Annotated in this window: 21 protein-coding genes; 7 read left to right on the top strand and 14 right to left on the bottom strand. The window is 43.2% G+C overall.

What is annotated here, in order from left to right:
• Positions 1-3: 3 nt before the first annotated feature.
• The 6 genes from galU to MHB64_RS04645 form a co-directional block, all read right to left on the bottom strand.
• Complete coding sequence (galU, locus tag MHB64_RS04670) at positions 4-894, bottom strand: UTP--glucose-1-phosphate uridylyltransferase GalU (RefSeq protein ID WP_036676615.1); 891 nt, start codon at positions 892-894, stop codon at positions 4-6.
• A gap of 83 nt (positions 895-977) precedes the next feature.
• Positions 978-1,619, bottom strand: coding sequence for a CpsD/CapB family tyrosine-protein kinase (locus MHB64_RS04665; protein WP_094871549.1), 642 nt, complete (start codon positions 1,617-1,619; stop codon positions 978-980).
• Positions 1,603-2,343: a YveK family protein gene (locus tag MHB64_RS04660; RefSeq protein WP_094871547.1), complete on the bottom strand. Its 741-nt coding sequence runs from the start codon at positions 2,341-2,343 to the stop codon at positions 1,603-1,605. The genes MHB64_RS04665 and MHB64_RS04660 overlap by 17 nt, the downstream gene beginning before the upstream one ends.
• A gap of 268 nt (positions 2,344-2,611) precedes the next feature.
• Complete coding sequence (locus tag MHB64_RS04655; RefSeq protein WP_094871545.1) at positions 2,612-3,247, bottom strand: response regulator; 636 nt, start codon at positions 3,245-3,247, stop codon at positions 2,612-2,614.
• A 24-nt stretch (positions 3,248-3,271) separates the two neighbouring features.
• Positions 3,272-4,918, bottom strand: coding sequence for a sensor histidine kinase (locus tag MHB64_RS04650; protein ID WP_094871544.1), 1,647 nt, complete (start codon positions 4,916-4,918; stop codon positions 3,272-3,274).
• 317 nt (positions 4,919-5,235) lie between these two features.
• Positions 5,236-6,090 carry a helix-turn-helix domain-containing protein gene (locus MHB64_RS04645; RefSeq protein WP_179281648.1) on the bottom strand — a complete coding sequence of 285 codons (855 nt, stop codon included), beginning with the start codon at positions 6,088-6,090 and terminating at the stop codon, positions 5,236-5,238.
• Between the two features lie 84 nt (positions 6,091-6,174).
• Here MHB64_RS04645 and MHB64_RS04640 point away from each other — a divergent pair, with 84 nt between their 5' ends.
• Positions 6,175-8,085, top strand: a complete 1,911-nt coding sequence (locus MHB64_RS04640) for a family 20 glycosylhydrolase (RefSeq protein ID WP_280787753.1) — start codon at positions 6,175-6,177, stop codon at positions 8,083-8,085.
• A 41-nt stretch (positions 8,086-8,126) separates the two neighbouring features.
• Here the strand turns inward: MHB64_RS04640 and MHB64_RS04635 are convergent, their stop codons facing one another.
• A complete protein-coding gene (locus MHB64_RS04635) occupies positions 8,127-8,420 on the bottom strand; it encodes a hypothetical protein (protein ID WP_094871539.1) in 294 nt (97 codons plus the stop codon).
• A gap of 103 nt (positions 8,421-8,523) precedes the next feature.
• Between MHB64_RS04635 and MHB64_RS04630 the strand changes: the two genes are divergently transcribed.
• A complete protein-coding gene (locus MHB64_RS04630; protein WP_094871538.1) occupies positions 8,524-9,459 on the top strand; it encodes a hypothetical protein in 936 nt (311 codons plus the stop codon).
• 94 nt (positions 9,460-9,553) lie between these two features.
• Positions 9,554-9,793: an NHLP leader peptide family RiPP precursor gene (locus tag MHB64_RS04625; RefSeq protein WP_170880314.1), complete on the top strand. Its 240-nt coding sequence runs from the start codon at positions 9,554-9,556 to the stop codon at positions 9,791-9,793.
• Between the two features lie 16 nt (positions 9,794-9,809).
• Here MHB64_RS04625 and MHB64_RS04620 read toward each other — a convergent pair whose 3' ends face one another.
• Both MHB64_RS04620 and MHB64_RS04615 read right to left on the bottom strand, forming a co-directional pair.
• Positions 9,810-11,606, bottom strand: coding sequence for a HAMP domain-containing sensor histidine kinase (locus MHB64_RS04620; protein WP_341133824.1), 1,797 nt, complete (start codon positions 11,604-11,606; stop codon positions 9,810-9,812).
• 228 nt (positions 11,607-11,834) lie between these two features.
• Positions 11,835-13,733 carry a HAMP domain-containing sensor histidine kinase gene (locus MHB64_RS04615; protein WP_341133823.1) on the bottom strand — a complete coding sequence of 633 codons (1,899 nt, stop codon included), beginning with the start codon at positions 13,731-13,733 and terminating at the stop codon, positions 11,835-11,837.
• A 224-nt stretch (positions 13,734-13,957) separates the two neighbouring features.
• Here MHB64_RS04615 and MHB64_RS04610 point away from each other — a divergent pair, with 224 nt between their 5' ends.
• Positions 13,958-14,356: a hypothetical protein gene (locus MHB64_RS04610; RefSeq protein WP_094875433.1), complete on the top strand. Its 399-nt coding sequence runs from the start codon at positions 13,958-13,960 to the stop codon at positions 14,354-14,356.
• A gap of 93 nt (positions 14,357-14,449) precedes the next feature.
• On the opposite strand, the gene MHB64_RS04605 is transcribed toward MHB64_RS04610, so the two are convergent.
• Positions 14,450-15,655, bottom strand: a complete 1,206-nt coding sequence (locus tag MHB64_RS04605) for an MFS transporter (protein ID WP_076283887.1) — start codon at positions 15,653-15,655, stop codon at positions 14,450-14,452.
• A 204-nt stretch (positions 15,656-15,859) separates the two neighbouring features.
• Here MHB64_RS04605 and MHB64_RS04600 point away from each other — a divergent pair, with 204 nt between their 5' ends.
• On the top strand, positions 15,860-16,543 hold the full coding sequence (locus tag MHB64_RS04600) for a peptidylprolyl isomerase (protein WP_094871568.1): 684 nt from the start codon (positions 15,860-15,862) through the stop codon (positions 16,541-16,543).
• A 236-nt stretch (positions 16,544-16,779) separates the two neighbouring features.
• Here MHB64_RS04600 and MHB64_RS04595 read toward each other — a convergent pair whose 3' ends face one another.
• The 3 genes from MHB64_RS04595 to MHB64_RS04585 all read right to left on the bottom strand — a co-directional run bounded on the left by MHB64_RS04595 (position 16,780) and on the right by MHB64_RS04585 (position 19,918).
• Positions 16,780-17,886 (bottom strand): Glu/Leu/Phe/Val family dehydrogenase, encoded by a 1,107-nt coding sequence (locus MHB64_RS04595; RefSeq protein WP_076283886.1) that lies wholly within the window; start codon positions 17,884-17,886, stop codon positions 16,780-16,782.
• A gap of 183 nt (positions 17,887-18,069) precedes the next feature.
• Positions 18,070-19,002 carry a manganese-dependent inorganic pyrophosphatase gene (locus MHB64_RS04590; protein ID WP_341133822.1) on the bottom strand — a complete coding sequence of 311 codons (933 nt, stop codon included), beginning with the start codon at positions 19,000-19,002 and terminating at the stop codon, positions 18,070-18,072.
• Between the two features lie 118 nt (positions 19,003-19,120).
• Positions 19,121-19,918 (bottom strand): AAC(3) family N-acetyltransferase, encoded by a 798-nt coding sequence (locus MHB64_RS04585; protein WP_341133821.1) that lies wholly within the window; start codon positions 19,916-19,918, stop codon positions 19,121-19,123.
• Positions 19,919-20,085: 167 nt separating this feature from the next.
• Between MHB64_RS04585 and MHB64_RS04580 the strand changes: the two genes are divergently transcribed.
• Positions 20,086-21,063: a ring-cleaving dioxygenase gene (locus MHB64_RS04580; protein ID WP_341133820.1), complete on the top strand. Its 978-nt coding sequence runs from the start codon at positions 20,086-20,088 to the stop codon at positions 21,061-21,063.
• Between the two features lie 60 nt (positions 21,064-21,123).
• Here the strand turns inward: MHB64_RS04580 and MHB64_RS04575 are convergent, their stop codons facing one another.
• A complete protein-coding gene (locus MHB64_RS04575) occupies positions 21,124-21,825 on the bottom strand; it encodes a YjjG family noncanonical pyrimidine nucleotidase (RefSeq protein WP_094871529.1) in 702 nt (233 codons plus the stop codon).
• 167 nt (positions 21,826-21,992) lie between these two features.
• On the opposite strand from MHB64_RS04575, the gene MHB64_RS04570 reads away from it, so the two are divergent.
• Positions 21,993-22,928 carry an MraY family glycosyltransferase gene (locus tag MHB64_RS04570; protein WP_094871567.1) on the top strand — a complete coding sequence of 312 codons (936 nt, stop codon included), beginning with the start codon at positions 21,993-21,995 and terminating at the stop codon, positions 22,926-22,928.
• The last annotated feature ends 275 nt before the right edge of the window (positions 22,929-23,203 follow it).

Below are 23,203 nucleotides of genomic sequence, written 5' to 3'. Positions count from 1 at the left end.
AACTTAACTACTCAAGCTGGTTTGTCCCATTTTATTCAGCCATTCCGACATTGCATCCATCACCGGATAGCGTAAATCTTCGCTCTGCAGTGCAAATTCAAGTGTTGTTAAAATATATCCAAGCCGCTCACCGACATCATATCTTGTTCCGTCAAAATTATAGGCATATACCCGTTCGCTCTGATTCAGCTTCTGAATGGCATCTGTCAATTGGATCTCTCCGCCAGCACCTTCTTCCATCAGATCGAGATACTTAAAGATCTTCGGAGTAAACACATAACGTCCCATGATTGCCAGATTGGATGGTGCCGTACCTAGTGGCGGCTTCTCTACAAAATTGTTAACCCGATACAATTTACCGTCCTGTAAATCCGGTTCAATAATACCGTAACGATTCGTGAATTCATCAGGAATCTCTTGAACTCCAATCACCGAGTTTTGTGTTTCTTCATATTGATCGATCAGCTGCTTAAGACAAGGTACGGCTCCTGTGACGATATCATCGCCTAACATGACACCGAATGGCTCATCACCGATAAACCGTCTTGCACACCATACGGCATGCCCCAGACCCTTTGGTTCTTTCTGGCGAATATAGTGGATTTCTACCTTGGCTGAACGCTGAACCTCTTTTAGCAGATCCAGCTTTCCATCTTCCAGAAGTCTAGACTCCAGCTCAAACGCATTGTCAAAATGATCCTCAATGGCTCTTTTACCTTTACCAGTAACAATGATGATATCTTCAATACCGGAAGCAATAGCTTCCTCAACAATGTATTGAATGGTTGGTTTATTGATAATCGGAAGCATTTCTTTAGGCATGGCTTTCGTTGCAGGAAGAAAGCGAGTACCTAGTCCTGCCGCGGGTATGATTACTTTTTTCACTTTTTTCATCGCACTTTACCTCCTAAAAGTTTTGTAAGCATTAGCTACAATGATTTCACTTCGAGCAAAACTCACTTCGAAAGCATAAACGTTTACTTCGCCTGGTTCATGGCAATTCCGATTAGATTAGAGCCGGTCTGTTCAAGCAGTGTCTTCGCTTTACGAATCGATTCCCGTTTGGACTTTCCGTATCTGGCCACCAGGATCACGCCGTCCGTTTGAGGTGCCAATATACGAGCATCACTGAAATCGACTGCCGAAGGAGAATCCAGCAGGATCAGATCGTAGTTTTCTTTTAGTTCCTCAAGCAAAGCGGTCATTTTAAGGTTACCTAGCAAATCCGGCGGACTAACATGCGTTTTCCCCGCCGGGATAACCGAGAGATTGGCCAGATTTCCGAGGACAGCGATGTTATCCGCTTCCTCTGGCCCACTTAAATAAGCCGCAAGCCCGTCACTGCCCTCTATTTCAAACACTGTATGAAGACCGGGATGTCGCAGATTGCAGTCCACCACTGCTACCTTCTTGCCATCCTGGACGAAAGAAACCGCGAGATTCGACAAGATTGTCGTCTTGCCTGCTCCAGCTTCTGCTGACGTAAAGAGCAGCACTTTTCCTCCGCTACCCTGCGTTATTCCAAGCTGGCGTATATATGTGCGTAGCGAACGAAACGATTCCGAGATATGTGAGGATGGATTAGCATCAGTAATCAGACTCTTATTTAGCCGTAACATAAGCACCCTCCTTCACCCTTGTGTTCCCGCCTGCCGCCTTACCCAAATCGCGTTTACGAATGGTTGCGATTGAAGCAATTACCGGAAGACCAAGGTCATATTCCGCTTCCTTTTCAGACCTTAATGTGCCGTTAAGTGTTTCCATAAGCAAAATAATTCCTAGGGCAGCCATAAGCGATACAACAAAGCTGATGATGAGATTCATCGCAAACCCGCCGTTCGAGGGCCCTGGAACATCAGTTGGATCGGCCGGTGTCAGCAAGGTAACATTGTCAACCCTCATCAGCGATGGCAATTCACGAATGAATGTCTGCGAAACCGCATTTACGATCCCGGCAGCTTTGTTGTAGTCTTCATCCTGAACATTTAGGTTGATTACCTGGCTCTTCTCTGAAGTTTTAATCTCAAGCTTCTGACTTAGTTCATCAGCCGTCAGACCAAACTCCGGGTGATTTTCTATTACGCTTTTCATGATGGTCGGTGACTTCATAATTTCCTTGTAACTCTCAATTAAATTCAGGCTAAAGCTCAAATCGTTAAGATTGTTGCTCTCGGGAGCCTTGGCAATGTTGTTGACAAGCAGCTGTCCGGAAGCGGAATAGACGGGTTCAACGAAGTTTTTACTAACGTAGTAAGTCGTAGCACAGGAGATCAAAACGAACACCATGATGAGCCAAAACCTTTTTTTAATCAGGTTAATGTAATCCAGAATCGTCTTTTCCACAGTAACCCTCCTTCCGCTAAAATTACATTCTGAAAGCATTCATGAAAGTTTCAGTTGTTGCTTTAATTCTATCAATCCACACCATTCGCCACATGGCTCATACCATTACTTTCCTCTTCACTTTGGAGTAAGATGTTGTACTCCTTAAGAGGGGGGTGAGGTATACTTTAGTGCCATATTTAGGGCTAATTTAAGTTTTGACGCACAAAAAAACACGGACATCCTGTCCGTGTTTATGTACGATGCTGCTTATAAAGCATTTCAGCTTTCACTCATATGACATTTCATATTTGGTCAATCCAACAGCATTTGCGTAAAGCGCTGCCTGTGTACGATCTGCCACCTGTAATTTCGCTAAAATCTGACTGACATGCTTTTTCACTGTAAATTCACTAATAAAAAGACGTGAGGCAATTTCTCTGTTACAAGCGCCCTGTCCCAGCTCGATTAAGACTTCCTTCTCTTTAGGGGTCAATTCATCTGTTGGACTGCTTCCACTCATTCGCATCTTATCTTCCATCAGACCAGGATCATAATACTTTCTTCCTTTATAGACCAACTGGATAGCAAATAGTAACTCTTCTGGCAATGCCTCTTTTAGTACATATCCGTCTACCAGCACTTCCTCAGCTTTCAGAAAATCCTCTCTGCTTGCAGAGGATGTCAACAGAATAAACTTACTAACGATACCTCGAGCACGTGCCGTCTTGATGACATCAAGTCCTGATTCATCCGCTAATTTAAGATCAATGAGTACAAGGTCAGGCTGCGTCTCCTCAATCACAAGAAGCGCTTCTTGGCCGTTCGTCGCCTCTCCAGCAAACTTCACATTTGGTTGCATCGAAATAACGGATGCCAGCCCTCTTCTAACTAGAGGATGATCATCTACAATGACGATTTTCATAGAAACGACCTCCCGCCCTAAAGTTTATGCATTCTTTAATTCAGCTACACCCACAGGAATGGAAATCAAGATTCTCGTTCCCATATTTTCATTACTGGACAGCTGGAAGTCGCCACCTAGCGACTGCGTCAAATATTGCATATTCTTCATGCCAAGCCCACTTGCACTATCTTCGGATTCAATCCATAACAAATCAGTATCAAAACCAACACCATTGTCATAAATCAATAATCGGATCCAAGTCGGTTTCAGAGACAGTTCTACATCCACTCGACTGGCAGCGCCATGCCTGATGGCATTTCCAGTAGCTTCAGAGATAATTCGAAAAAGCGCCTTGTGATAAGGATAAGGGAGACTGAAATCATCTCCCGTTATTTTTAATTCAATATCAACATCATTTAATCTGGATAAGCTCTTCAAATGTGATCTTACCATGCCCAACCATGTAGGCCCGCCACTCTTTTTGGAGCTAAGACTGTAGATCGTGATCCGCAGTTCTTTAGCAACCTTTGTAGCAGAGTCATGAATAAGCTCAATTTGTTCTTCTAGCTCATGATCTGACATTCTCTTCCACGATTCCTTCAGCGAATGCGTCGCATACACAATACCAAAAAGGCTCTGGGATACACTGTCGTGCATTTCATCCGCAATCCGGTTCTGTTCGTTCGTGATGATCAGCCGGTTCTCAATCACACCAAGCTCATGCCTTTCAAGAATATTCGCACTTAGCTCAGATAAGAATATCAATTGTTGAATATACCATCTGCGGCCTTCCAGCCCCTCTGTAGACTCCAGCTTGAGTCCAATCATCCCTACAAAACGGGTGCTCATCCGTACAGGCATCAGCAGGAAATCTCCTAATCCCGGAAGATTTCTAAAAATAGGCTCTCGCTGCAATCTCCATTCATGCTCATGTTTTCCCAGTTCTGAGAATAGGAACTGTTCCTCCTCCTGCTGCCAGCCGGTCTGCCTGCTCTGCGGAGCTGGTTCTCCGCTTTTCTTGGCGAACCAAAACAAAGCCTTATCTAGCTTCGTTAGCTTAACAACATAATCGGTGATCACTTGACCGATATTCATGAAATCATGTTGGCTTGAGGTTTCCACGATATGGTACAGCGATTTGATATGCTCCATCGTCTCTTTCGTGCGGGCATTTGATTCTTCACGTTGCCGCTTCATCCGATTAACGATCTGCATTATTATAACCGTAAGTACCAGTGTTAGAAACAGATTCCCATTTACAAATACAATTTCCAGAAAAGTTTTGTTCGCAGAATTGATAAAAAAATAACAGAGCACCGCAAAAATACTGATGTAACTTAACAGCAGCGACCATCCAAAATAAATGGACAATGAACCTGCAGCAATCAATACAGGGTTTAGCACATAGAGCCTAAAAGAACTCTCGTACCCACCGGTAAACAAGGTCAATGCAATAATTCCCACCATCTCTATACTAACAGCCAGGACGAGAGTCTTTGGCCTGCTTCGTAACCTCCGATAACCAAATGAGAACGTTTGTGCAAACAGAAAGAGTATGGCAATAACAAGGAATTTATAAATTACGGAAGGTCCCGTTTTATCTAGAAGATACATGAGCGATGTGAGGGACAAAGAGAAGTACCTGTAATACTCAATCAGTTTGTCTTCTGCAGTTGGCTTGATTTTCATCCCACCACCCTATTCTCCAGTTTTTTTGGAAAATGCGAGATTATGCTGTGCTCGATAAAAGCATCATACATGAGAAAAATCACAATAACAAGTTGACATTTCCCATGTTTGCGCTTCCATTTGAAAAATAGTTACAAAAAATTTATTATTTTTTCAGGAGATTTTATACCTAAAATTTGTCATTTTATCCACTATAGTTATTAAGAACTAACGTATTTATGTAATATTAATCCATAATTTAAAATAAATTTTATAAAACGACAATAATTAAACAATTATAACAATTCTCATTGGGACTCTAGTAGTATAATGTCGATTTATATGTTACTTCGACAAAGCTGCGGCGCAATTCCCATATATTTTTTAAATAAACGTGAAAAATAGAAAGGATCATTATAATGAAGCATGCCCGATATTTCTTTCACTTGTAATGAGGTATTGAGAAGCAGCTTTTTGGCCTCAGCCATTTTAAGACGGTGAATATATTCATGAAGCGGATACCCGCTACTACGCCGAACAAGACGACGAAGGGTAGACATGGAGATATGATGTTTTGCCGCAATTTGATCTAGGTCCATTTCACCATAAATGCATAAATTCAGGTCCTCCCGAATCTGACGCATATAATCTGCCTGGGCATTCCAACTTTTTTCTTCTATTATAAAAGAACACTCCAATAGCATCCTTTCAACGAGTAGTGCGGCCCGATCCGCATCTGCAGGTTCTCCACTCTCCATCCGCTCTAGCACTTCTTCAAATAAGGCCGAAAGTCCCATGATCGAATTCGCTTGGAACACATTCCCGCCAGCGATTAGCCCCGACTCCAGCCATTCCGATACACGTGTCCCATTAAAATTAATATAATACTCATCCCAGCTCCCTCCATGCGGTGGACCGAAATTATAACTGTATCCTGGACGAAAAAAGAATAAGCTGCCTTCACGCACCTGCTGTTCTTTCCCCGAAGTCTCCCTATAGGTGCCACCACCTGATACTATGTAAACAATAGCCCAGTGTTCAAAAACTACGCCTGAACGGAATAACGTTCTTCCAGGCAAATGACCGGCTTGTCCGACTCTAATATTTTTAAGCTTCAGCTTAGAGGACTCAACCTTCGGATCAATAATTCGTATTGGATAGGGACTGATCATATAATCCATGTGCTTGGACATTATAGACATTCCTCCCTCTGTTTAGTAGTGATAAGGTTATTGTGAACTTGATCATATTCTACATGAATAAGAGGTGTCCACGCTATGCTTAATCATTCTACACTACTGCTTCTGCCTAATCCGCGTGAAATCACATTGTCGCAAGGCTCATACCGTTTCCCAATCAGCGGAAGCATTGTGCTTCCTAGTACGGGAGAGCAAAGTTCAATGCCTGCTGCACAAAAGCTGCAAGCTGTGATTAAACAAGCCTTAAATCTTCATTTGACCTTATCTATTGGCACACGTCCAACGGTTGTATCCGCTTGTATCTTTAGCTATGTGCCATCATTATCTGAGCAGGCATACGAAATAGTTATTGATCAGAGCGGTATCGTTGTCTCCTATAGCTCACCTGTCGGTGCCTTCTACGCAGTAGCCACACTGAAACAAATCATTGAACAAAGCGGCAGATCTATTCCTCATCTGCAAATTCGCGATGAACCTGATTTTGGAGCCAGAGGGATAACCGTTGATATCAGCCGCAATAAAATTCCGAAGCAAGAAACCTTGTACCGAATCATTGACCTTATGGCCGATCTGAAGATGAACCAGCTTCAGCTATATATAGAAGGTACGCCGTTCGCGTATGAATCTTTCCCTCAAGTGTGGGAGCTTGAGACTCCAATCACAGGAGAGGAAATCTTGCTTCTAGATGCCTACTGTAAAGCGCGTTATATTGAGCTTGTTCCAAACCAGAACAGCTTTGGACATATGGAAGGCTGGCTTTCCCGTCCTGAATTCAATGCTTTAGCCGAAATTCCAGAGGGATTTATGCTTCCCAAGGAATTGTACATGGGGGATGTATATCCAGAAGGACTATTTATGCATCCCGGTACGTTTGATACCGAAGATCCTGCTGTGCTCCCTCTGCTAGAAAAAATGTTCGACGATCTGCTTCCATACTTCTCCTCTAATCAATTTAATGTAGGCTGTGATGAGACGTATGAGCTTGGTCTTGGCAAAAGCAAAGCGCTGGCTGAATCACAAGGCAAGGGTCAGATCTATTTATCTTTTCTGCAGAAGATTTATGAGCTTGTTACGAAACGCGGCAAGACGATGCAATTCTGGGGCGATATTATTATCCAACATCCCGAACTAATCCCTCACCTGCCTAAAGATATTATTGCTATGGAATGGGGTTACAGTGCGGAACATCCTTTTGAATCGGATACCCTCAAATTCCGTGAAGCAGGTATTCCTTTCTATGTCTGCCCAGGTACCAGCTCATGGAACTCCATTACAGGGCGTAGCGACAATATGTTTGCCAATCTGCGTAGTGCAGCTATTCATGGCAAAAATAATGGTTCTATCGGCTATCTCATTACCGATTGGGGTGATCATGGGCACTGGCAGCATCTCCCAATCAGCTACACTGGATATGTTTATGGTGCTGCGCTTTCCTGGAATGTAGATAACAATTTAGATGTAGACACTGCAAAATATTTGAATACATTCATCTTCGCGGATCGTTCCGAGGGTATTGGTCAACTACTTCTTGATCTGGGCAATTACTATCAGCTTGAATCCGAGATTATTCGTTCAAATGATACGGAAATGTCCCTGCTCCTTCGTACTAATCTCGACAATTTGTTAATTGTAGAGAAACTTACCGAAGATCATTTCAACAATCTCGAAGAATACATGCTCTCTATCGAGACACGTCTCTCGGGGCTTGATCTTCAATGTGATGATGCTGATCTTGTTCTTAAGGAACTGAGTAACGGAATCCATTTTGTGAAGCATGCTGTGCAGCTTGGAAGAATTAAACTGCAGCTGGCGTCCGCGCCAGATACGATTGACCCTAATCTGATTACAGAACAAATCAATGATTTGAATGTTCTTCTTCATCAGTATCGTCTATTGTGGACCGAGCGCAACCGACCCGGCGGCCTAGATCAAAGTATTTGGAGACTTATACGTCTAAGAGGACAATATGAAGCATTGAAATCGGAGTAATTTCCTCATCAAAGCTGCAATTGGCGAGTCGAACGTTGAACTTAACGTTTCCGACTCGCTAAGCGCAGCTCTTCATATTGATTTTCAAGCATTTCCCGCTCCCGTTCTTCATGCTTTTCTCTGCCAATTCCCTCTTTCATGCTTTCCTCATCCTCATAGATTTGCCAAAGATCAGAGAACAAATAATTTTTGATTTCCACTGTTTTTCCATTCAATATCCCATTGGTCCAAATAAGTCCCGAAGAGGTACGCATTACAATGCGGCCGTCTGGCGTTTCAGCCTTTTGCCCCATTCGAATAGTCATAAGCATTTGTCCAAAAGTATAACACTCCATTCGTCCTTAAACCTCCTAAATTTTAGTTGTAATGGAATAAAGAGAAGGATATAATCAGGGCGAAAGAACCAGTTTTTTGCAATTTTATTGTAGGAGGGATGCAATGGATTGGCTAAATGATTATGAAGAAGAACTCCGCTTAGTCTTTCAAGAAAGTAGAAAGATCATCTCCGAATTTCCTGAGCCTCTAAATTCACAAGGCATGTCCTATCTTGAACATTTTAACGTATTCAATGCGGAAAGCCACAAAAATTACATATGTTATCTATTGCCCTTTTGGCTTCAGAAAAGCTGTGGACTCTCAGCAGAAATCACCCGTCAAATGTCGATGGGCAATGTCTTCTTCATGCTATATTTTTTCATACAGGATGACCTGATAGACAGCAAAGAATCCTCTACATACGAAAGACTGCCTTTAGCGAACCTACTCTATGTTGAATTTTTGAATATCTACAGACTTTTGTTTCCGAATGACTCCTCTTTCTGGACATCGTTCAATCGTTATATCGCCCAATGGGCAGACAGTGTTAGTAATGAAACCGCCAGTGATTATTTTCTTAACGATCGGATCAAGATCCCTTATAAAGCCAGTCCGCTCAAACTATCCAGCACCGCTGCCCTTCTGTTATCTGGTAAGGATTCTCTTGTACCGCAGTCTGAGGAAATGATCGACTCTGTTCTACTTACACTGCAAATGCTTGACGACTATGAAGACTGGAACGAAGATTTATCAGAAGGCAGCTATAATTGTCTCCTCTCACTCACACGAAGCTATCTATCCGCTGATAAAGCAACCACACTCACATCAAAAGAGGTCGAATTCTTCCTGTTTACAGCAAACGGACTACGTACCTATGCTGAGCTAGCGCAGGATACGCATCGCAAAGTAATGGCTTCCAGCTTGGATGTACCTCATCTCCTAGCATTCCACTCCATGTTGGTGACGAACTTACAACAGATCTCCGATTCCATTGAAGCAGAAAAGCAGCTTTTACAAGGTGGAGGCTTGTTTTATTATTTGTCAAAAAATATACAATAATTCTATTATTTTGTAATAAAAAGAATAGTATTAGCACAATTGCTATGTTATATTATTAAAGGTAAATATATACATTTTGGGAAGGGTGATTATTATGTCAGAAGCAGTTCTTAGAAATCAAGTCATTCAAAAGGCATGGGAAGATCCAAGTTTTAAGCAAAGACTACTCGCAGATCCAAAAGCAGCTCTCCAAGAAGCGCTAGGCGTAATCATTCCCGACAGCGTTACCTTGAAAGCCGTTGAAGAAGGTTCAAATGAATTCTATCTTGTAATCCCACCAAGTCCATCATCAGATGTATTGAAAGCAACCGCAGCACCACGCGGTTCTTGGTAAGACAGCAGGATTAACCTCATAGGGAGTAGGAATCATCCGGAGCTTCTGCCAGTGGCAGTATGGTAATGGATTCGGTTCCTACTCCTTTTTTGCTTGTGAATCTCACTTCACCTTGCATAGCTTCAATGATGCGGAAGGTGACCATCAATCCTAAACCTGTTCCTTTATTTTTTTTGGTGAAATATGGTTCTCCTAGTCGGTGCAGAACATCAGGGTCCATTCCTTCCCCGTTATCTTTGATGTGAATAATCACTTTATCATCTTCACCATACACCGACATATAAATGAACCCTTCCTCACTGAATGATTCAATGCTGTTCTTGATAATGTTAATGAACGCCTGCTTAAATTTCGAGGAATTTCCTTTTACCCATAATTGACCGGATACATCCAGAATCATTTTCCCTCCATTGATGTGACACAGGGGCTGCATAATACTCTCAATATGCTTGAATTCATCATATAAATTCAGACTAGAGATCGTCTCAAATTCTGGTTTAGCAAAGGTTAAGAAATCAGTAATAATATTGGATGCACGATCTAGTTCACTTAGGGCCATTGACATATAAATTTGCTCTTCGTTAACAGATTTCTCGCTAAGCAGCTGCAGAAAGCCCCGAGTGACTTGTAGTGGGTTTCTTACTTCATGAGCTACAGATGCAGCAAGCTCGCTAATGATCTCCATTTTTTCCGAACGCTCCAATTCATTGTTGAAACGCTCTAGTTCTCTAGAGTAATTAACAACCTGTTGATGGTTAAAGGCTAATCTTCGTTCCAGAATTACGATCAAGGAAATAATGAAAGCAACCAGCCCCCACTTCCACAAGAACAAATCATAATTCCCTTTTTGGATGTAATACCATAATAGCTCTGCAACTACAGTAAACGCAGCGGTTCCAAATCCAATGGCAAACACAATAGCATCTTTATTTCCTTTAAGAGAGAATATAACCACACATGCGATCAGCAGGATGAATTGGAGGATAAGGATAAACCCTATAATGGTGGTAGAAATAAAATAATAGAACTTAATATAGTGATTATTGGATAGGAGATTGATTAAAAGACATAACAAACCAAAAGAAGAGTAAAGCACTTGAAATTGACGAAATTTTCGAATGATACTGAATTTACCACTACCGAATAATTTCTCAAATAAAAAGGTAAGCGCTGGGAGAAGTGAAAAAAGGGCTAAGTCTAAGCATACGTTACTAATTGGCCCCAATTTATTGTAAAAGGTATAGATGAAGGGGGAGTAGGTTATAGAAAGGATTCCAGTAGCCGCTATAACTACTGCTAGTGAAGCAACACTGGAGAAATAATCTTTGTTTATGTATAGAGCACTTATAAATAGAACGATAGCCACCAGAAAAAAAGCGCAGCCCAAAATCACATCACTTAGTCCATTCTCAATATATTCATTAATTAATTGACTATGTTCACCGATCATTACACTTTCTTTAATTCCAATTCTGTCTTGCATGGTTTCTGTCCAGATATATAGTGTTTTCCCGTTATCTTCTTTACTTAAAGGCAACAGCAAAGAATAGTTATCCTTGATATATTTACGATTTTCCTCGAAGATCAAACGATCCTCCACATACACTCTCACATGAAGAGCATATAAAGTATCGATATACACCGAAGGAGACACATAACTTAAAACGGGTAAGGAAATGCGGGTCCAAGAAGAGGATACTCCTGAAGGTAACTCTGGGAGTCCCTTCTTAGAATCTATGTTCATCCAGCCTTGCTGGCCTTCACTCCACGGAATCTCTTTTCCTGCATTTCCTGTTTCATCCCCCCATTTCATTTGCCACTTTGTAATTTCTTGGGGTGGATTTGGGTTCGCCGCCGATACAATAATAGAGCCACAACCTATCAGGAGGAGTGAAAGGGTGATTGTAATGTGGAGTATTCTAACCATCAAGCGCATATAGGCACCTCAGAAGGAAGTTTCAGAAACAATATTCTGTGTGTTACTACTTCGCTCACTATGCTACCCTTTCCTTCTAAAAAACGGAATAATCATTAAATTCTCCTAATTTTTTCTAGCCTTTGGCAATTTAATAATAATCTCCGTCCCTTCCCCCTTCTCACTCTGAAACTCAGTTGACCCTTCCATCGCCTCAATTATTCGGAAGGTTACCATAAGTCCAAGCCCTGTTCCTTTTGTTTTATTAGAGTAATAAGGCTCACCCAGTCGGGCCAGTTCACTACCACTCATCCCTTCTCCATTATCACGTACACTAATCATTATATGGCCTTCGGATTTCCAGGCCGTAATTCTAATAAGTCCATTATCCTGCAAGGCTTCGATGCTATTTTTTATAATATTAATAAACGCTTGTTTAAATTTGGCAGATGATCCAATCACGCAGAGTTCTGACTGCAGGTTGAGTTCAATGACTCCCCCTTGCAAATTTGCAAGCGGAGCGAGAATACCCGACACATGCCGTAACTCCTCGGATACATCAAGCCTCTCAATGGTCTCTAGCCCTGGCTTAGCAAAGGTAAGGAAGTCTGAGATAATCACCGTAGCTCTATCCAGTTCTGCGATAGCCATCTGCATATATTCCCTCTCCTTATAATCTGAACGTTCTCCTAGGATCTGAAGGAAACCACGGGTTACCTGTAAAGGATTCCGTACCTCATGCGCTACAGAAGCCGCCAATTCACTTATAATCTCCATTTTCTCGGAACGCTGCAAATCATTATTAAACGTTTCAAGCTTACGAGAATATTCAACAAGTTGCTCGTGATTTCTCGTAAACCTTCTCCCCAGAATGACGATTAAGGATAATACGAAAACCATCATCCCCCACTTCCACCAATATAATTGATAGGATTCTCTGGATATGTAGTATACGATCAATTCGACAAGAGATATAAATGCAAAGATGGTAAACCCTGTAGTAAAAACAATAGCATCTCCATTGCCGCGATAAGTATGAATTAACGCTAAGCTTACCAATAATATAAATTGCACAATCATAATGATGCCTAGAATATCAGCAGTCATGAATCTATAAAAGTCTTCCAGCTGATACGACAGAAGGATATTAATAACCATTAGTGAAAGACAGAATATAGAATATACCAATTGAAATTTACGGAATCGGGTAACGATTTGTTTTTTCCCTGAACCGAATATTTTCTCGAAATAAAAGGTTACGGATGGCAACAAAGTGTACAACGCTAAATCAAAGAAAACAAGCACGATTTTCCCATAATCCCCGAGGATGATCGGCAAAAACGAAGAATACGTAACCACTATGACTCCAATAGATAAGAGAATTAATACCAACAAAAATCCGTCCGTAAAAAATCCTTTTTTCAAGAATAATGAACAAATAAACAGGACAATAGCTATAAAGATAAATGTCGTCCCAATGATAATATCCATTAAGCCCTGCTTTACATAAATGGACAACAGCTCACTGTAGCGATCTACTCTTATTTCGCCTTCTATTCCTAAATCCTTGCTTCCTCCGTGTGTCCATATGTATAGTTCCTTCCCTCCATCTTCTATGGATAAAGGAATTAGAATTTTGCTGCCGTTGAAATTGTATTTATTCTCAGAATCATATACTAACGCGTTATTCACATAAGCTTTGACGCTATTTCCATATACCTTATTAATGAATAACGCGGATTTCTCGCTCATTTGCGGCAAAGAAAACCGGAGCCACGCTGAGGATGTACCTTTTGGCGTCTCTGGTTTGTTATCATGAGGCGTTACGCGAATCCATTCATCATCTGCAGCTGCTACAGCTTCTTCGACAGTCTCTGCTTCTGTATTTCCAAATCTAATCTCCCAGCTTGGCAGCGCAGAGTCTGATGATCCAGCACTCACTATCGCCGCACCGTAAGACACTATTGCTGTTAGCAATAGAAATAATAGCAAAGAAGCCGCTATCTTTGGTTTTGGCAACTTCATCGTAGCACCTCAGTAATTCATTAGTTGTTTAAATGATCATATATGATTCTTAATTTCGACAACCTTCGCACTATTCCTGCCTATTCTTGTTAATTCCCTCGAAAAAAGACGTTATTTATCAGCGTTATTTCCCTGATTATTTATAAACCGATTCGAACATAGGCAATCGGGTAAAGATACATATGAGAAGTCCAAATCTTAACCTACCGAGGGAGTGAACGGCTATGGAAGATACACCTAATAAAACTGAGGCCGACTTTGCATACGAGCGTTATATACAAGCTGATATTGATGTAGAGGATGTTGTCAATGAAGATGCCGACCCCGTATTGGTTGGCGATAAATATTTGGCGGCGGATATTGGTTTAAACCAACCTGAGGAAACACTCGAAAGAAATGACTTACTGGAATCCGATGCATTCTTGGCTGCTGAAACGGCAGGACTAACAAGCAGCGATACTGATGATGACGAGGAGCTGCTAGAGATGGAAGAGGAGGATCCGCCACTGGAAGATATTCCTGATGCAGATGAGGTGTATCCAGGATCCATCATCGACCCTGCTTCACCACCAGTAGATGGAATGCCTGGAACGGACATCTTAAACGGATCACAGGGAGATTAGACTATATAAAGCCGCCGGAATAGGATCCGGCGGCTTTATTTGTCTTTCAATATGAGCACTGGTCTCAGAAAGGGTTATTCTTGTTGCTGCCGGTTATTCTGCTGAACGCGCTGCTGCAATTTGGGAATCCAGCTTACGGGTCTTAACCAATACCGCTGCTACAAGCAGCATCACCCCATTGATCACAAACACCCAGCGGATCTGGATAAATGCCCCAAGTAAGCCGCCTATAATAGGCCCGGCCATTGTCGCGAGTTGAGATGCCGCTTGGTTGAGACCAAAAGCACGTCCACGAAACCCGGGTTCAATCACTTGTACAATCATTGCGTTTACAGATGGAAGCACACCTGCATAGAACAAGCCGTAGGCAAAACGAAGAACGGCGAATTCCACATACCCTGTAACAAAGAACTGCAGAATATTACCGATACCTCCACCGATTAATCCAATGAACAAGATCATCCCGAAACCCTTCCGGCTTCCAATTCTACCCCACTGCGGAGCCATTAGCACAGTAGCAATACCCACAGCGGAGAATACAATTCCTGAGCTTAGTGAGGCGCTGCTTTTGGCGATTCCCATGTCTAGCAGATGTATCGGAATAAGCGGCTCCAGAATCATAACAGAAAAGGTGCTTATTCCCGCCAGCGATAGCAAAGTCATAAATGCGCGATTGCTACGCGCTTCCTTAATATCATCACTTACATGAGACCTCGGAGCAGATCGGTCAAAATTCTCTTCTTTAGCAAAAAAAGTAGCGATAAGTGCCGAAACGAGTACAATACCTGCTGAGAATAAAAAAGCAACCCGATTGCTTGTGTAAAAACTCACTACACCGCCGATCAATGGACCAATGATACTGCCCGTTGCTCCGGCTGTAGACATAATACTCAGCGCATAACCGGTCTTATCCTCAGGTGTGTTCGTAGCCACCATGGCTATCGCAGCGGGAACAAATCCAGCAAGCAATCCTTGCAGTACGCGCACGATCAGAAAGACGTAAGGATCATGCACGAAGTAATTAATCAGATATAAGGCTGCCAAACTGAAGCCCGAGCGAATAAGCATCGGCTTCCGACCATATTTGTCGGCTAAGGAACCCCAGTAGGGAGAAATTAAAGCGCTGGCCAGAAAGGTTATGCCAAAACTAACCCCAGACCAAATTTCCAAATGATTCGTAACCCCAAGTTCGTCACTCAAAAAAATAGAGAGGAACGGAATAGAGATCGAATACGCTGTACTACAAAAAAAGACACCCACCCAAAGCACGATTAAGTTCCGTTTCCATGAAAAGCGCATGATCTACACATCCTTTCTTGATGTTCTCGCGGAAACATTCCTATTATTGTAAACCTCTTTTGTGAATGTGCCAATCCCACATGTCACAACTGACCTTTGCATGTAAAGGGACAAAGAGGTTATTATGAGAAGTACCTACGAGATTATTCAAGAAAAAGGAGAGATTGATTAGTGAAGTCTACACGAGCAAGATCTGCTATCCTAATGGTCATGTTATGCCTGGTGATGGTTATTGCAGCAGGTTGCGGTAATAAGCCTACCAATAATAATGCCAGCAGTAATAATGGAAGCAGCAGTGGAGCAGCAGGTAATAACGCTAGCAGCGAGACAAATCCTGGAGCTAATGAAGGGCTCCCTTCAGCTACAGCAAGCCACCCCGTTGTGACCATTGAGATGGATAATGGAGGCATCATCAAAGCCGAGCTTTATCCTGAAGTTGCCCCTAACACGGTTAACAACTTCATCTCACTGATTCAAAAAGGATTTTATGACGGCACCATATTCCATAGAGTGATCCCTAATTTCATGATCCAGGGCGGTGACCCTGATGGAACCGGTATGGGTGGTCCAGGGTATAGTATCGCCGGAGAATTCTCTGGAAACGGGTTTACTAATAACCTGTTGCATACGGAAGGTGTTCTGTCCATGGCAAGATCGCAGGCTCCAGATTCTGCCGGCTCCCAGTTCTTTATTATGGATGCAGCTTATCCTAGTCTAGATGGAAGCTATGCCGCTTTTGGCAAAGTTACCGAAGGCATGGACGTGGTTAAATCCATTGTGGGCTTGAAAACAGACAGTTCAGATCGTCCAGAAGAACCGCCAGTGATGAAGAAAGTAACCGTCGACACACTGGGCGTCACTTACCCGGAACCACAAAAAGTACAATAACAAGCAAAAACGCCTTCGGCGTCCTTAATGGACGGTAAGCGTTTATTGAGAGAAATATAAGGATAATATATAGCGTGAAACTTATAAATTCTTATATATTAAAAAACTCGGCAAGCTCCCATCCGGAAAATGATTCGGAGAGACTGCCGAGTTTTTTTAAAAATATAAGCTTACCGTCCTTTAGCGACGCTGATGCGCTTTTGCATGTGAAAGACTAATTTAAGTACCTATGCACCTTATCCCCGGAGTGATCTTCTGCTAAGCGCATGTTGACCATTTCGCAGGAAAGTACTACGAGTATTTCTTAATAAGGAAATCCGTTCCTCTGCAAGCTGATTTGCCGCAACAGAAGTAGGAATTCCATTTAGACGTGAGATTTCCAGCACGCGGGTGATGTTATCGTAAATTTTTGAAACCTGCTTAAACGCACGTTCCTTATTATAACCATTCAGTTCATCGGCAATATTAATAACGCCACCGGCATTAATCACATAATCAGGAGCATACACAATGCCCATTTCGTGCAGCGTATCGCCATGATAGGCCTCTTTTAACTGATTGTTGGCTGCGCCTGCGATCACCTTCGCCTTAATTACCCGGAGGGACTCATCATTGATCGTTGCTCCGAGTGCGCATGGAGCATAGATATCACAATCTGTACTGATAATATCTGCAGGATCGACTGCTTTGGCGCCGTAAGCTTCTACTGCGCGCCCAACAGCTTCTTTATGAATATCGGTTACGATAAGCTGAGCGCCTTCTTCATGAAGATGCTTACACAGCGAAAAAGCCACATTCCCAACACCTTGAACGGCTACAGTCTTCCCTTCGAGCGAATCACTGCCAAACGCTGCTTTGGCCGCTGCCTTCATCCCTTGGTATACGCCGTAAGCCGTCGCTGGTGACGGATTGCCCGATGAACCATAAGTAGGAGATGTACCTGTAACATAATCTGTCTCCTGATAAATAATGTTCATATCTTCTTCTGTAGTGCCAACATCCTCGGCTGTTATGTACCGTCCATTCAAGCCCTGTATGTATCTTCCGAAAGCACGGAACATCGCTTCGTTCTTATCCTTCTTGGGATCACCTATAATCACTGTTTTCCCGCCGCCTAAATTTAGACCGGATACTGCATTTTTGTACGTCATCCCTTTCGCTAAACGAAGCGCGTCAACAATCGCTTCCTCTTCTGTAGCATAGGTCCACATCCGTGTCCCACCCAGTGCGGGCCCTAATGTCGTGTCATGAATGGCGATGATTGCCTTTAATCCTGATGCTTTATCCTGACAAAATAACAGTTCCTCGTAATCGTCCCGCTCGAGTGCTGCAAACAATTCCATTCTTAATATCCCCTGTCTCTTTGTTATATTCCACATGTTGGTTGTTACTCTTACCTCTCAAAGTATTGTAGCAGAATGCGTCGTAAAACAAAAAGAACCACGTCACCCTTAAAACTTTCAATGGATGACGTGGCTCTTATATGAATGCTACTGCACCGAATCGAGTGCAATTGTCAAAATGCGTTACAGCTTAGCAATTGTTTCTGTAAGAACAGGAACGATTTGCGATTTACGGGATACTACACCTCTGAGAAGTGCTTTATTGTCATCAAGCTTAACATTGTACGCCGTTTCTACTGCACCTGCAACACGACCCAGAGCCAGACCCACAGAATCGTTATTGAGGATATCTGTAACTACAAACAGGAACAGATCCAATTCTTTTTCAGCAATAATGGAAGTAAGTGCAGTTTCCAGTTCAGCTTGTTTGGAGAGAACATCATTAACATCCACCGCGTTCACTTGAGCGATTTCAACTTTGTATTCACCCATTTTGAATTCCTTTGCATCCAAGGAAATCAGTTGAGCGATACTCTTGTCGCTAAGGTCAGCTCCAGCTTTCAGCATGTCGAGACCGTAGCTTTCTGCATCTACACCAGCGATTTCAGCAAGCTCACGTGCTGCAGCTACATCTTCCGCAGTGCAAGTTGGTGATTTAAACAGCAAGGAATCAGAAATGATCGCAGACAGCATCAATCCGGCGATTTCTTTAGGGATTATAACTCCGTTTTCTTTATACAACTTGTTAAGAATAGTAGCAGTACAGCCTACTGGCTCAGCACGATAGTATAACGGATGTGCAGTTTCAAAGTTTGCGATCCGGTGATGGTCGATAACTTCAACCACGCGCACTTGATCAATGTCATTTGCACTTTGTTGGCGTTCGTTATGGTCAACAAGAATAACCTGATTTGCTTCACCAGCTACGTTCTCTACCAGTCGAGGAGCAGCGACTCCGAAATGGTCAAGCGCAAATTGCGTTTCACCACTAACCTCACCCAGACGAATTGCCTCAGCATCCCAGCCCAATTCCTTTTTGAGTGCAGCATAAGCAATTGCAGAACAAATCGTATCCGTATCCGGATTTTTGTGTCCAAAAACCAAAGTTTTTTCCATTTCCAATCTCCTTACTATGTTTTAGTGAGATTAATATACCATACATTGATAGCGGCTTCCAGATTGTGTGGTTTGAAAAATGCTTTATCGGCATTCAATTAGCCTCTTCTAGGGTTGCTCACGCCCTAGTCTTTGGAAGTGGTACAGGCTTGTCCTCCCCATGCAGTGGCTCATTATCTGAGAAAAGATCAGGATTTTCTGTCAGCATCTGGCTTAGAATATTCGTTGTTTCTACCGTCCCGCATATCCTAACCAGCGCATCGCCAAAATACCCCTTACGCATAGCACCGCCTTCTTCAAGCTCGCGTTCCACTTTCCAAAAATGCTCAGACCAAGAGAGGCCACAGTGTCTGCGAGAAGGCACCATGATTTCATCGCCATCCGGCGTCACCGTATATAGCTCCTCACAGGTATCTGTCATTCTGCCTGGAATATCGACCCACTCTTCAATGCCATGGATGAACGTATTCCGCCGAAGATCGACTCCCAGCAGGACAATTTCCGCCTTTCGATCAAGTAGCTTGCCCCATGCTGAACCACGGGCGCACGGCGTATCCCAGCGTTCATCTCCCGTGGTGAACTCCTCAGCATCTGCACCTAAAGCCGCTACAGAATGTGTCGGATGCCAAGAGCGAGTAACATTTGGACGTTTACGGAACAACTCCGGTAATATCCCTACACAAGAAGGGGAATCTTGAACAGAGAACCTTGGATTGTCTGCATTAATATAAGCCCATGTATGGGTTGGCAATACGAGCAGTCCGTCCTTCATATATTCACTGAGTACATCCAATACTGTGTTCGCGCCTCCATCTACTTCCCCAATGCTTTTTAATGAGGAATGGACCAGAATAGTCCCATGTGGATCAAGCTTTAGCTCCTGCAATTGTTTCATCAAGCTAGTTGTTGTGTGCAATGTACGCTCTCCTTATGTATGAACTGGATTTTATGATGCATAAACATCTACTTGCAAAAACCGCTTTTTACTATTAAAATTATAGCTGCTTAATAATACTCACTTAATATTTTAAAGATCACAATATAACTTACTCACATTTAGCATTTACACGGAGGTAATTACACATGACATTAACATTAAAAGGACTACACCACGTATCCGCAATTACAGGTAACGCACAGGAAAACTTTAGGTTCTATACCGAAGTACTTGGACTGCGTCTCATTAAAAAGACAGTAAACCAGGATGATATTTCAGTGTATCATTTATTCTATGGTGATGAGAAGGGTAACCCCGGAACCGAATTAACTTTCTTCGAGCTCCCGATGGCGGGCCGCAACCGTGCAGGCAACAACAGCATTTCCGCGCTCTCCCTTCGGGTGCCAAACGATGCCGCACTTCTCTACTGGGAGCAGCGCTTCACCGAGCTTGACGTTGAGCATGGGACGATTCAAACAATCGGCGGCCGCCAAACTTTAGCCTTCCGTGATCATGAAGGGCAACGTTTCATACTAGTATCCGACGAGAATGATAAGGGTGTTGCCGCTGGCATCCCTTGGGCAAAAAGCCCGGTACCTGCTGAGTATGGGATTATTGGCCTAGGTCCCGCACATCTTACAGTAGAAAGTGCAGAGCATACTGCGGCTGTACTGGAGCAATTGCTTGGCTTCCGCCGCAAAAGCACTCATCCTTCCACAGTAGCAGGACAGCCAGATGTGATTGTATTCGAGACTGGAGAAGGCGGGTCAGGTGCAGAGGTTCACCTAGAGGAACGTAATGATCTAGAGCAGGAACATTTAGGTCGAGGCGGGGTACACCATGTCGCATTCCGCGTGGACAACGAGGAGGAATTGAAGCAATGGGTCCAGCATATACGCACTGCTCAGTTTCCCAACTCCGGATTCGTGGATCGTTTTTACTTCCGCTCCCTTTATTTCCGCGAGCCTAACGGCATTCTTTTTGAGCTAGCTACAGACGGACCAGGCTTTGCAACAGATGAGCCGATGGAAAGTTTGGGTGAATCTCTTGCTCTGCCACCATTTCTGGAATCGAAACGCCAGCAAATCGAAGCTTATCTGAAGCCGCTGGATACTCGGCAATAAGATCCTTCAGCTCACTTAATAAAAGGTGTGAGTCGCTATGCGCTCACACCTTATTTTTTATTATTGAAGATCAGCTGTCTTGCCTACAATGTCTAAGAGCTCCGACAGAACTCGAATTTCGTATTTCGGTTGAACACCCGACGAATTCTCTTTACCGAGCGGGTTAAACCAGCAAGTATCGATCCCATAATTGATTCCGCCTTGAATGTCAGAGGTTAAGGAGTCCCCTACAATCAGTACTTTTTCCCTATCCGAAATCCCCAATTTGGCAAAAGCATAATCAAAAATCCCTGTCTCCGGCTTCTGACAACCAGCCTCCTCTGAAATAATGATCTGCTCAAAGGTTTCACTAAGCGGTGATCCTTGGATTCTGGAAGTTTGCACTTCTTTAATTCCGTTCGTAATGATTGCTAATCGGCAGCCGGCAAGCTCCTCGCACAGCTCGATCGCTCCCTGGATCAGAAAGGTTCCCTCGCCTAAGAAACGCAGATAGGCTTCACTAAACGCCTCAGGATCTAGCTCCAGCGCATTCGCAGCGAATAACCGATTAAACCGTTCCACGCGTAATGCCGCAGAACTAATCTTCCCCTGCTCCAAATCCCGCCACAGCGCATGATTAATCTCCTGATAACTGGCAGCATAATCCTCAGCACCTGTGGGCATCCCAACATGTAGAAATGCGTTAGATAACGCGTGACTTTCTGCCATTCCGTAATCAAACAGTGTATCATCAGCATCGAATAAAATAACGTCGTATTTCATCATATCCCCCAAAACTCTTTTCTCAAAAAGGTACTACAGTGATACAATCAAGTCAACTTATCAGTCAGACGACAAAAATTTACTTTTTTAAGGTAGTTTTAAGCGAACTGTGTTATTTTAAAAAGAAAACGGTGGTGAGCGTCATATTATACGTTTTATCGTTTCTAATGTCTTTTTCTATCGTATACTTTCTAATTCCGCCGCTCGGCAGACTAGCTTTCCGACTTGATTTTGTGGACAAGCCTCGTCAAGACGTTGAGCGTAAAATCCATAGAGAACCTATACCGCTTACGGCCAGTTATGCCATATTCATCGGGTTCTTCATCACTTACCTGGTCTTTGCCCGGGAATTTTCCATGGAGACCGTCGCACTGTTTGCAGGGGGTGTGCTGCTATTAACTATTGGTACCATAGATGACTGGTACAAAACAAAGGGTAAGGATTTCCCGGCACTGCCCAAAATGATTGTGCAGGTAAGTGCGGCTGTTCTTGTTTATTTTTCCGGCAACGCATTTACCGGATTCTATAACCCCTTCTCAGGGGATTATATCGTTCTACCCGTTGTATTACAGTTTCTATTGACGATTATCTGGATCTTCGGCGTAACCACTGTCATTAATTTCTCGGATGGTATGGATGGTTTGGCTGGCGCCTTAACTGCTATTTCGGCCATAACACTATTTATTGTCGCATTAACTAAGGGGCAGTCCTCTTCAGCGATTATGGCGATTGCGCTCGTCGGCGTTACCATTGCTTATCTACGTTATAATAAACCGCCTGCCAAAATCTTTATGGGCGACGCCGGGGCTACCTTTCTTGGTTTCATCCTTGCGGTAATCGCACTCGACGGTGCGTTTAAGCAAGCCACGGCCCTGTCGCTGTTCATCCCGATTCTGGCGCTGGGCGTTCCGATCTTCGACAATATTTTTGTCGTCGTCAAACGCTTTATCCAAGGCAAGTCCATTTATCAGGCCGACGCAACCCAGGCTCATTACCGCCTGCTCCGTGCAGGTCTGAGCCAAAAGCAAGTCGTTGCCGTGTTATGCTTGATCAGCGTTTGTCTATCCTTATCCTCTATCATCCTGTTGTTGATCGAGACTTAGCCTATACAACCCTTTGAAGACATAAAACGAGCAAGATTCCAACTGGAATCTTGCTCGTTTTATGTTCAAAGCTTTTCGGGCGTGGCGGATTACAGGGACTTGATGGGAGATAGCCAAGAGTGAGTCAGAACTGTAGCAAGCTGTGTTATAAGGTATATAAGGGCTTCTAATTCTACTACGCTATATGGCAATCATTGTCGAGTCCGATAGCCGATAGCTCATCCATGAAGTTGCTCCTTCGTGTTACTAGCGGCATTTCTCAGCTTCTCCACAAC

This window comes from Paenibacillus sp. FSL K6-2859 (genome assembly GCF_038008265.1).
In the GTDB taxonomy this organism is placed as follows: Bacteria; Bacillota; Bacilli; order Paenibacillales; family Paenibacillaceae; genus Paenibacillus_AQ; species Paenibacillus_AQ nitricinens.
Note: the sequence above shows the minus strand (reverse complement) of the source record. Positions and strands in the feature narration are given on the sequence as shown.

Coding starts and splice junctions, on each gene's coding strand:
- galU (WP_036676615.1), bottom strand. CDS start 894: ATGAAAAAAGTGAAAAAAGTAATCATACCCGCGGCAGGACTAGGTACT.
- MHB64_RS04665 (WP_094871549.1), bottom strand. CDS start 1,619: ATGTTACGGCTAAATAAGAGTCTGATTACTGATGCTAATCCATCCTCA.
- MHB64_RS04655 (WP_094871545.1), bottom strand. CDS start 3,247: ATGAAAATCGTCATTGTAGATGATCATCCTCTAGTTAGAAGAGGGCTG.
- MHB64_RS04650 (WP_094871544.1), bottom strand. CDS start 4,918: ATGAAAATCAAGCCAACTGCAGAAGACAAACTGATTGAGTATTACAGG.
- MHB64_RS04645 (WP_179281648.1), bottom strand. CDS start 6,090: ATGTCCAAGCACATGGATTATATGATCAGTCCCTATCCAATACGAATT.
- MHB64_RS04640 (WP_280787753.1), top strand. CDS start 6,175: ATGCTTAATCATTCTACACTACTGCTTCTGCCTAATCCGCGTGAAATC.
- MHB64_RS04635 (WP_094871539.1), bottom strand. CDS start 8,420: ATGGAGTGTTATACTTTTGGACAAATGCTTATGACTATTCGAATGGGG.
- MHB64_RS04630 (WP_094871538.1), top strand. CDS start 8,524: ATGGATTGGCTAAATGATTATGAAGAAGAACTCCGCTTAGTCTTTCAA.
- MHB64_RS04625 (WP_170880314.1), top strand. CDS start 9,554: ATGTCAGAAGCAGTTCTTAGAAATCAAGTCATTCAAAAGGCATGGGAA.
- MHB64_RS04620 (WP_341133824.1), bottom strand. CDS start 11,606: ATGAAATGGGGGGATGAAACAGGAAATGCAGGAAAAGAGATTCCGTGG.
- MHB64_RS04615 (WP_341133823.1), bottom strand. CDS start 13,733: ATGAAGTTGCCAAAACCAAAGATAGCGGCTTCTTTGCTATTATTTCTA.
- MHB64_RS04610 (WP_094875433.1), top strand. CDS start 13,958: ATGGAAGATACACCTAATAAAACTGAGGCCGACTTTGCATACGAGCGT.
- MHB64_RS04605 (WP_076283887.1), bottom strand. CDS start 15,655: ATGCGCTTTTCATGGAAACGGAACTTAATCGTGCTTTGGGTGGGTGTC.
- MHB64_RS04600 (WP_094871568.1), top strand. CDS start 15,860: ATGGTCATGTTATGCCTGGTGATGGTTATTGCAGCAGGTTGCGGTAAT.
- MHB64_RS04595 (WP_076283886.1), bottom strand. CDS start 17,886: ATGGAATTGTTTGCAGCACTCGAGCGGGACGATTACGAGGAACTGTTA.
- MHB64_RS04590 (WP_341133822.1), bottom strand. CDS start 19,002: ATGGAAAAAACTTTGGTTTTTGGACACAAAAATCCGGATACGGATACG.
- MHB64_RS04580 (WP_341133820.1), top strand. CDS start 20,086: ATGACATTAACATTAAAAGGACTACACCACGTATCCGCAATTACAGGT.
- MHB64_RS04575 (WP_094871529.1), bottom strand. CDS start 21,825: ATGAAATACGACGTTATTTTATTCGATGCTGATGATACACTGTTTGAT.
- MHB64_RS04570 (WP_094871567.1), top strand. CDS start 21,993: ATGTCTTTTTCTATCGTATACTTTCTAATTCCGCCGCTCGGCAGACTA.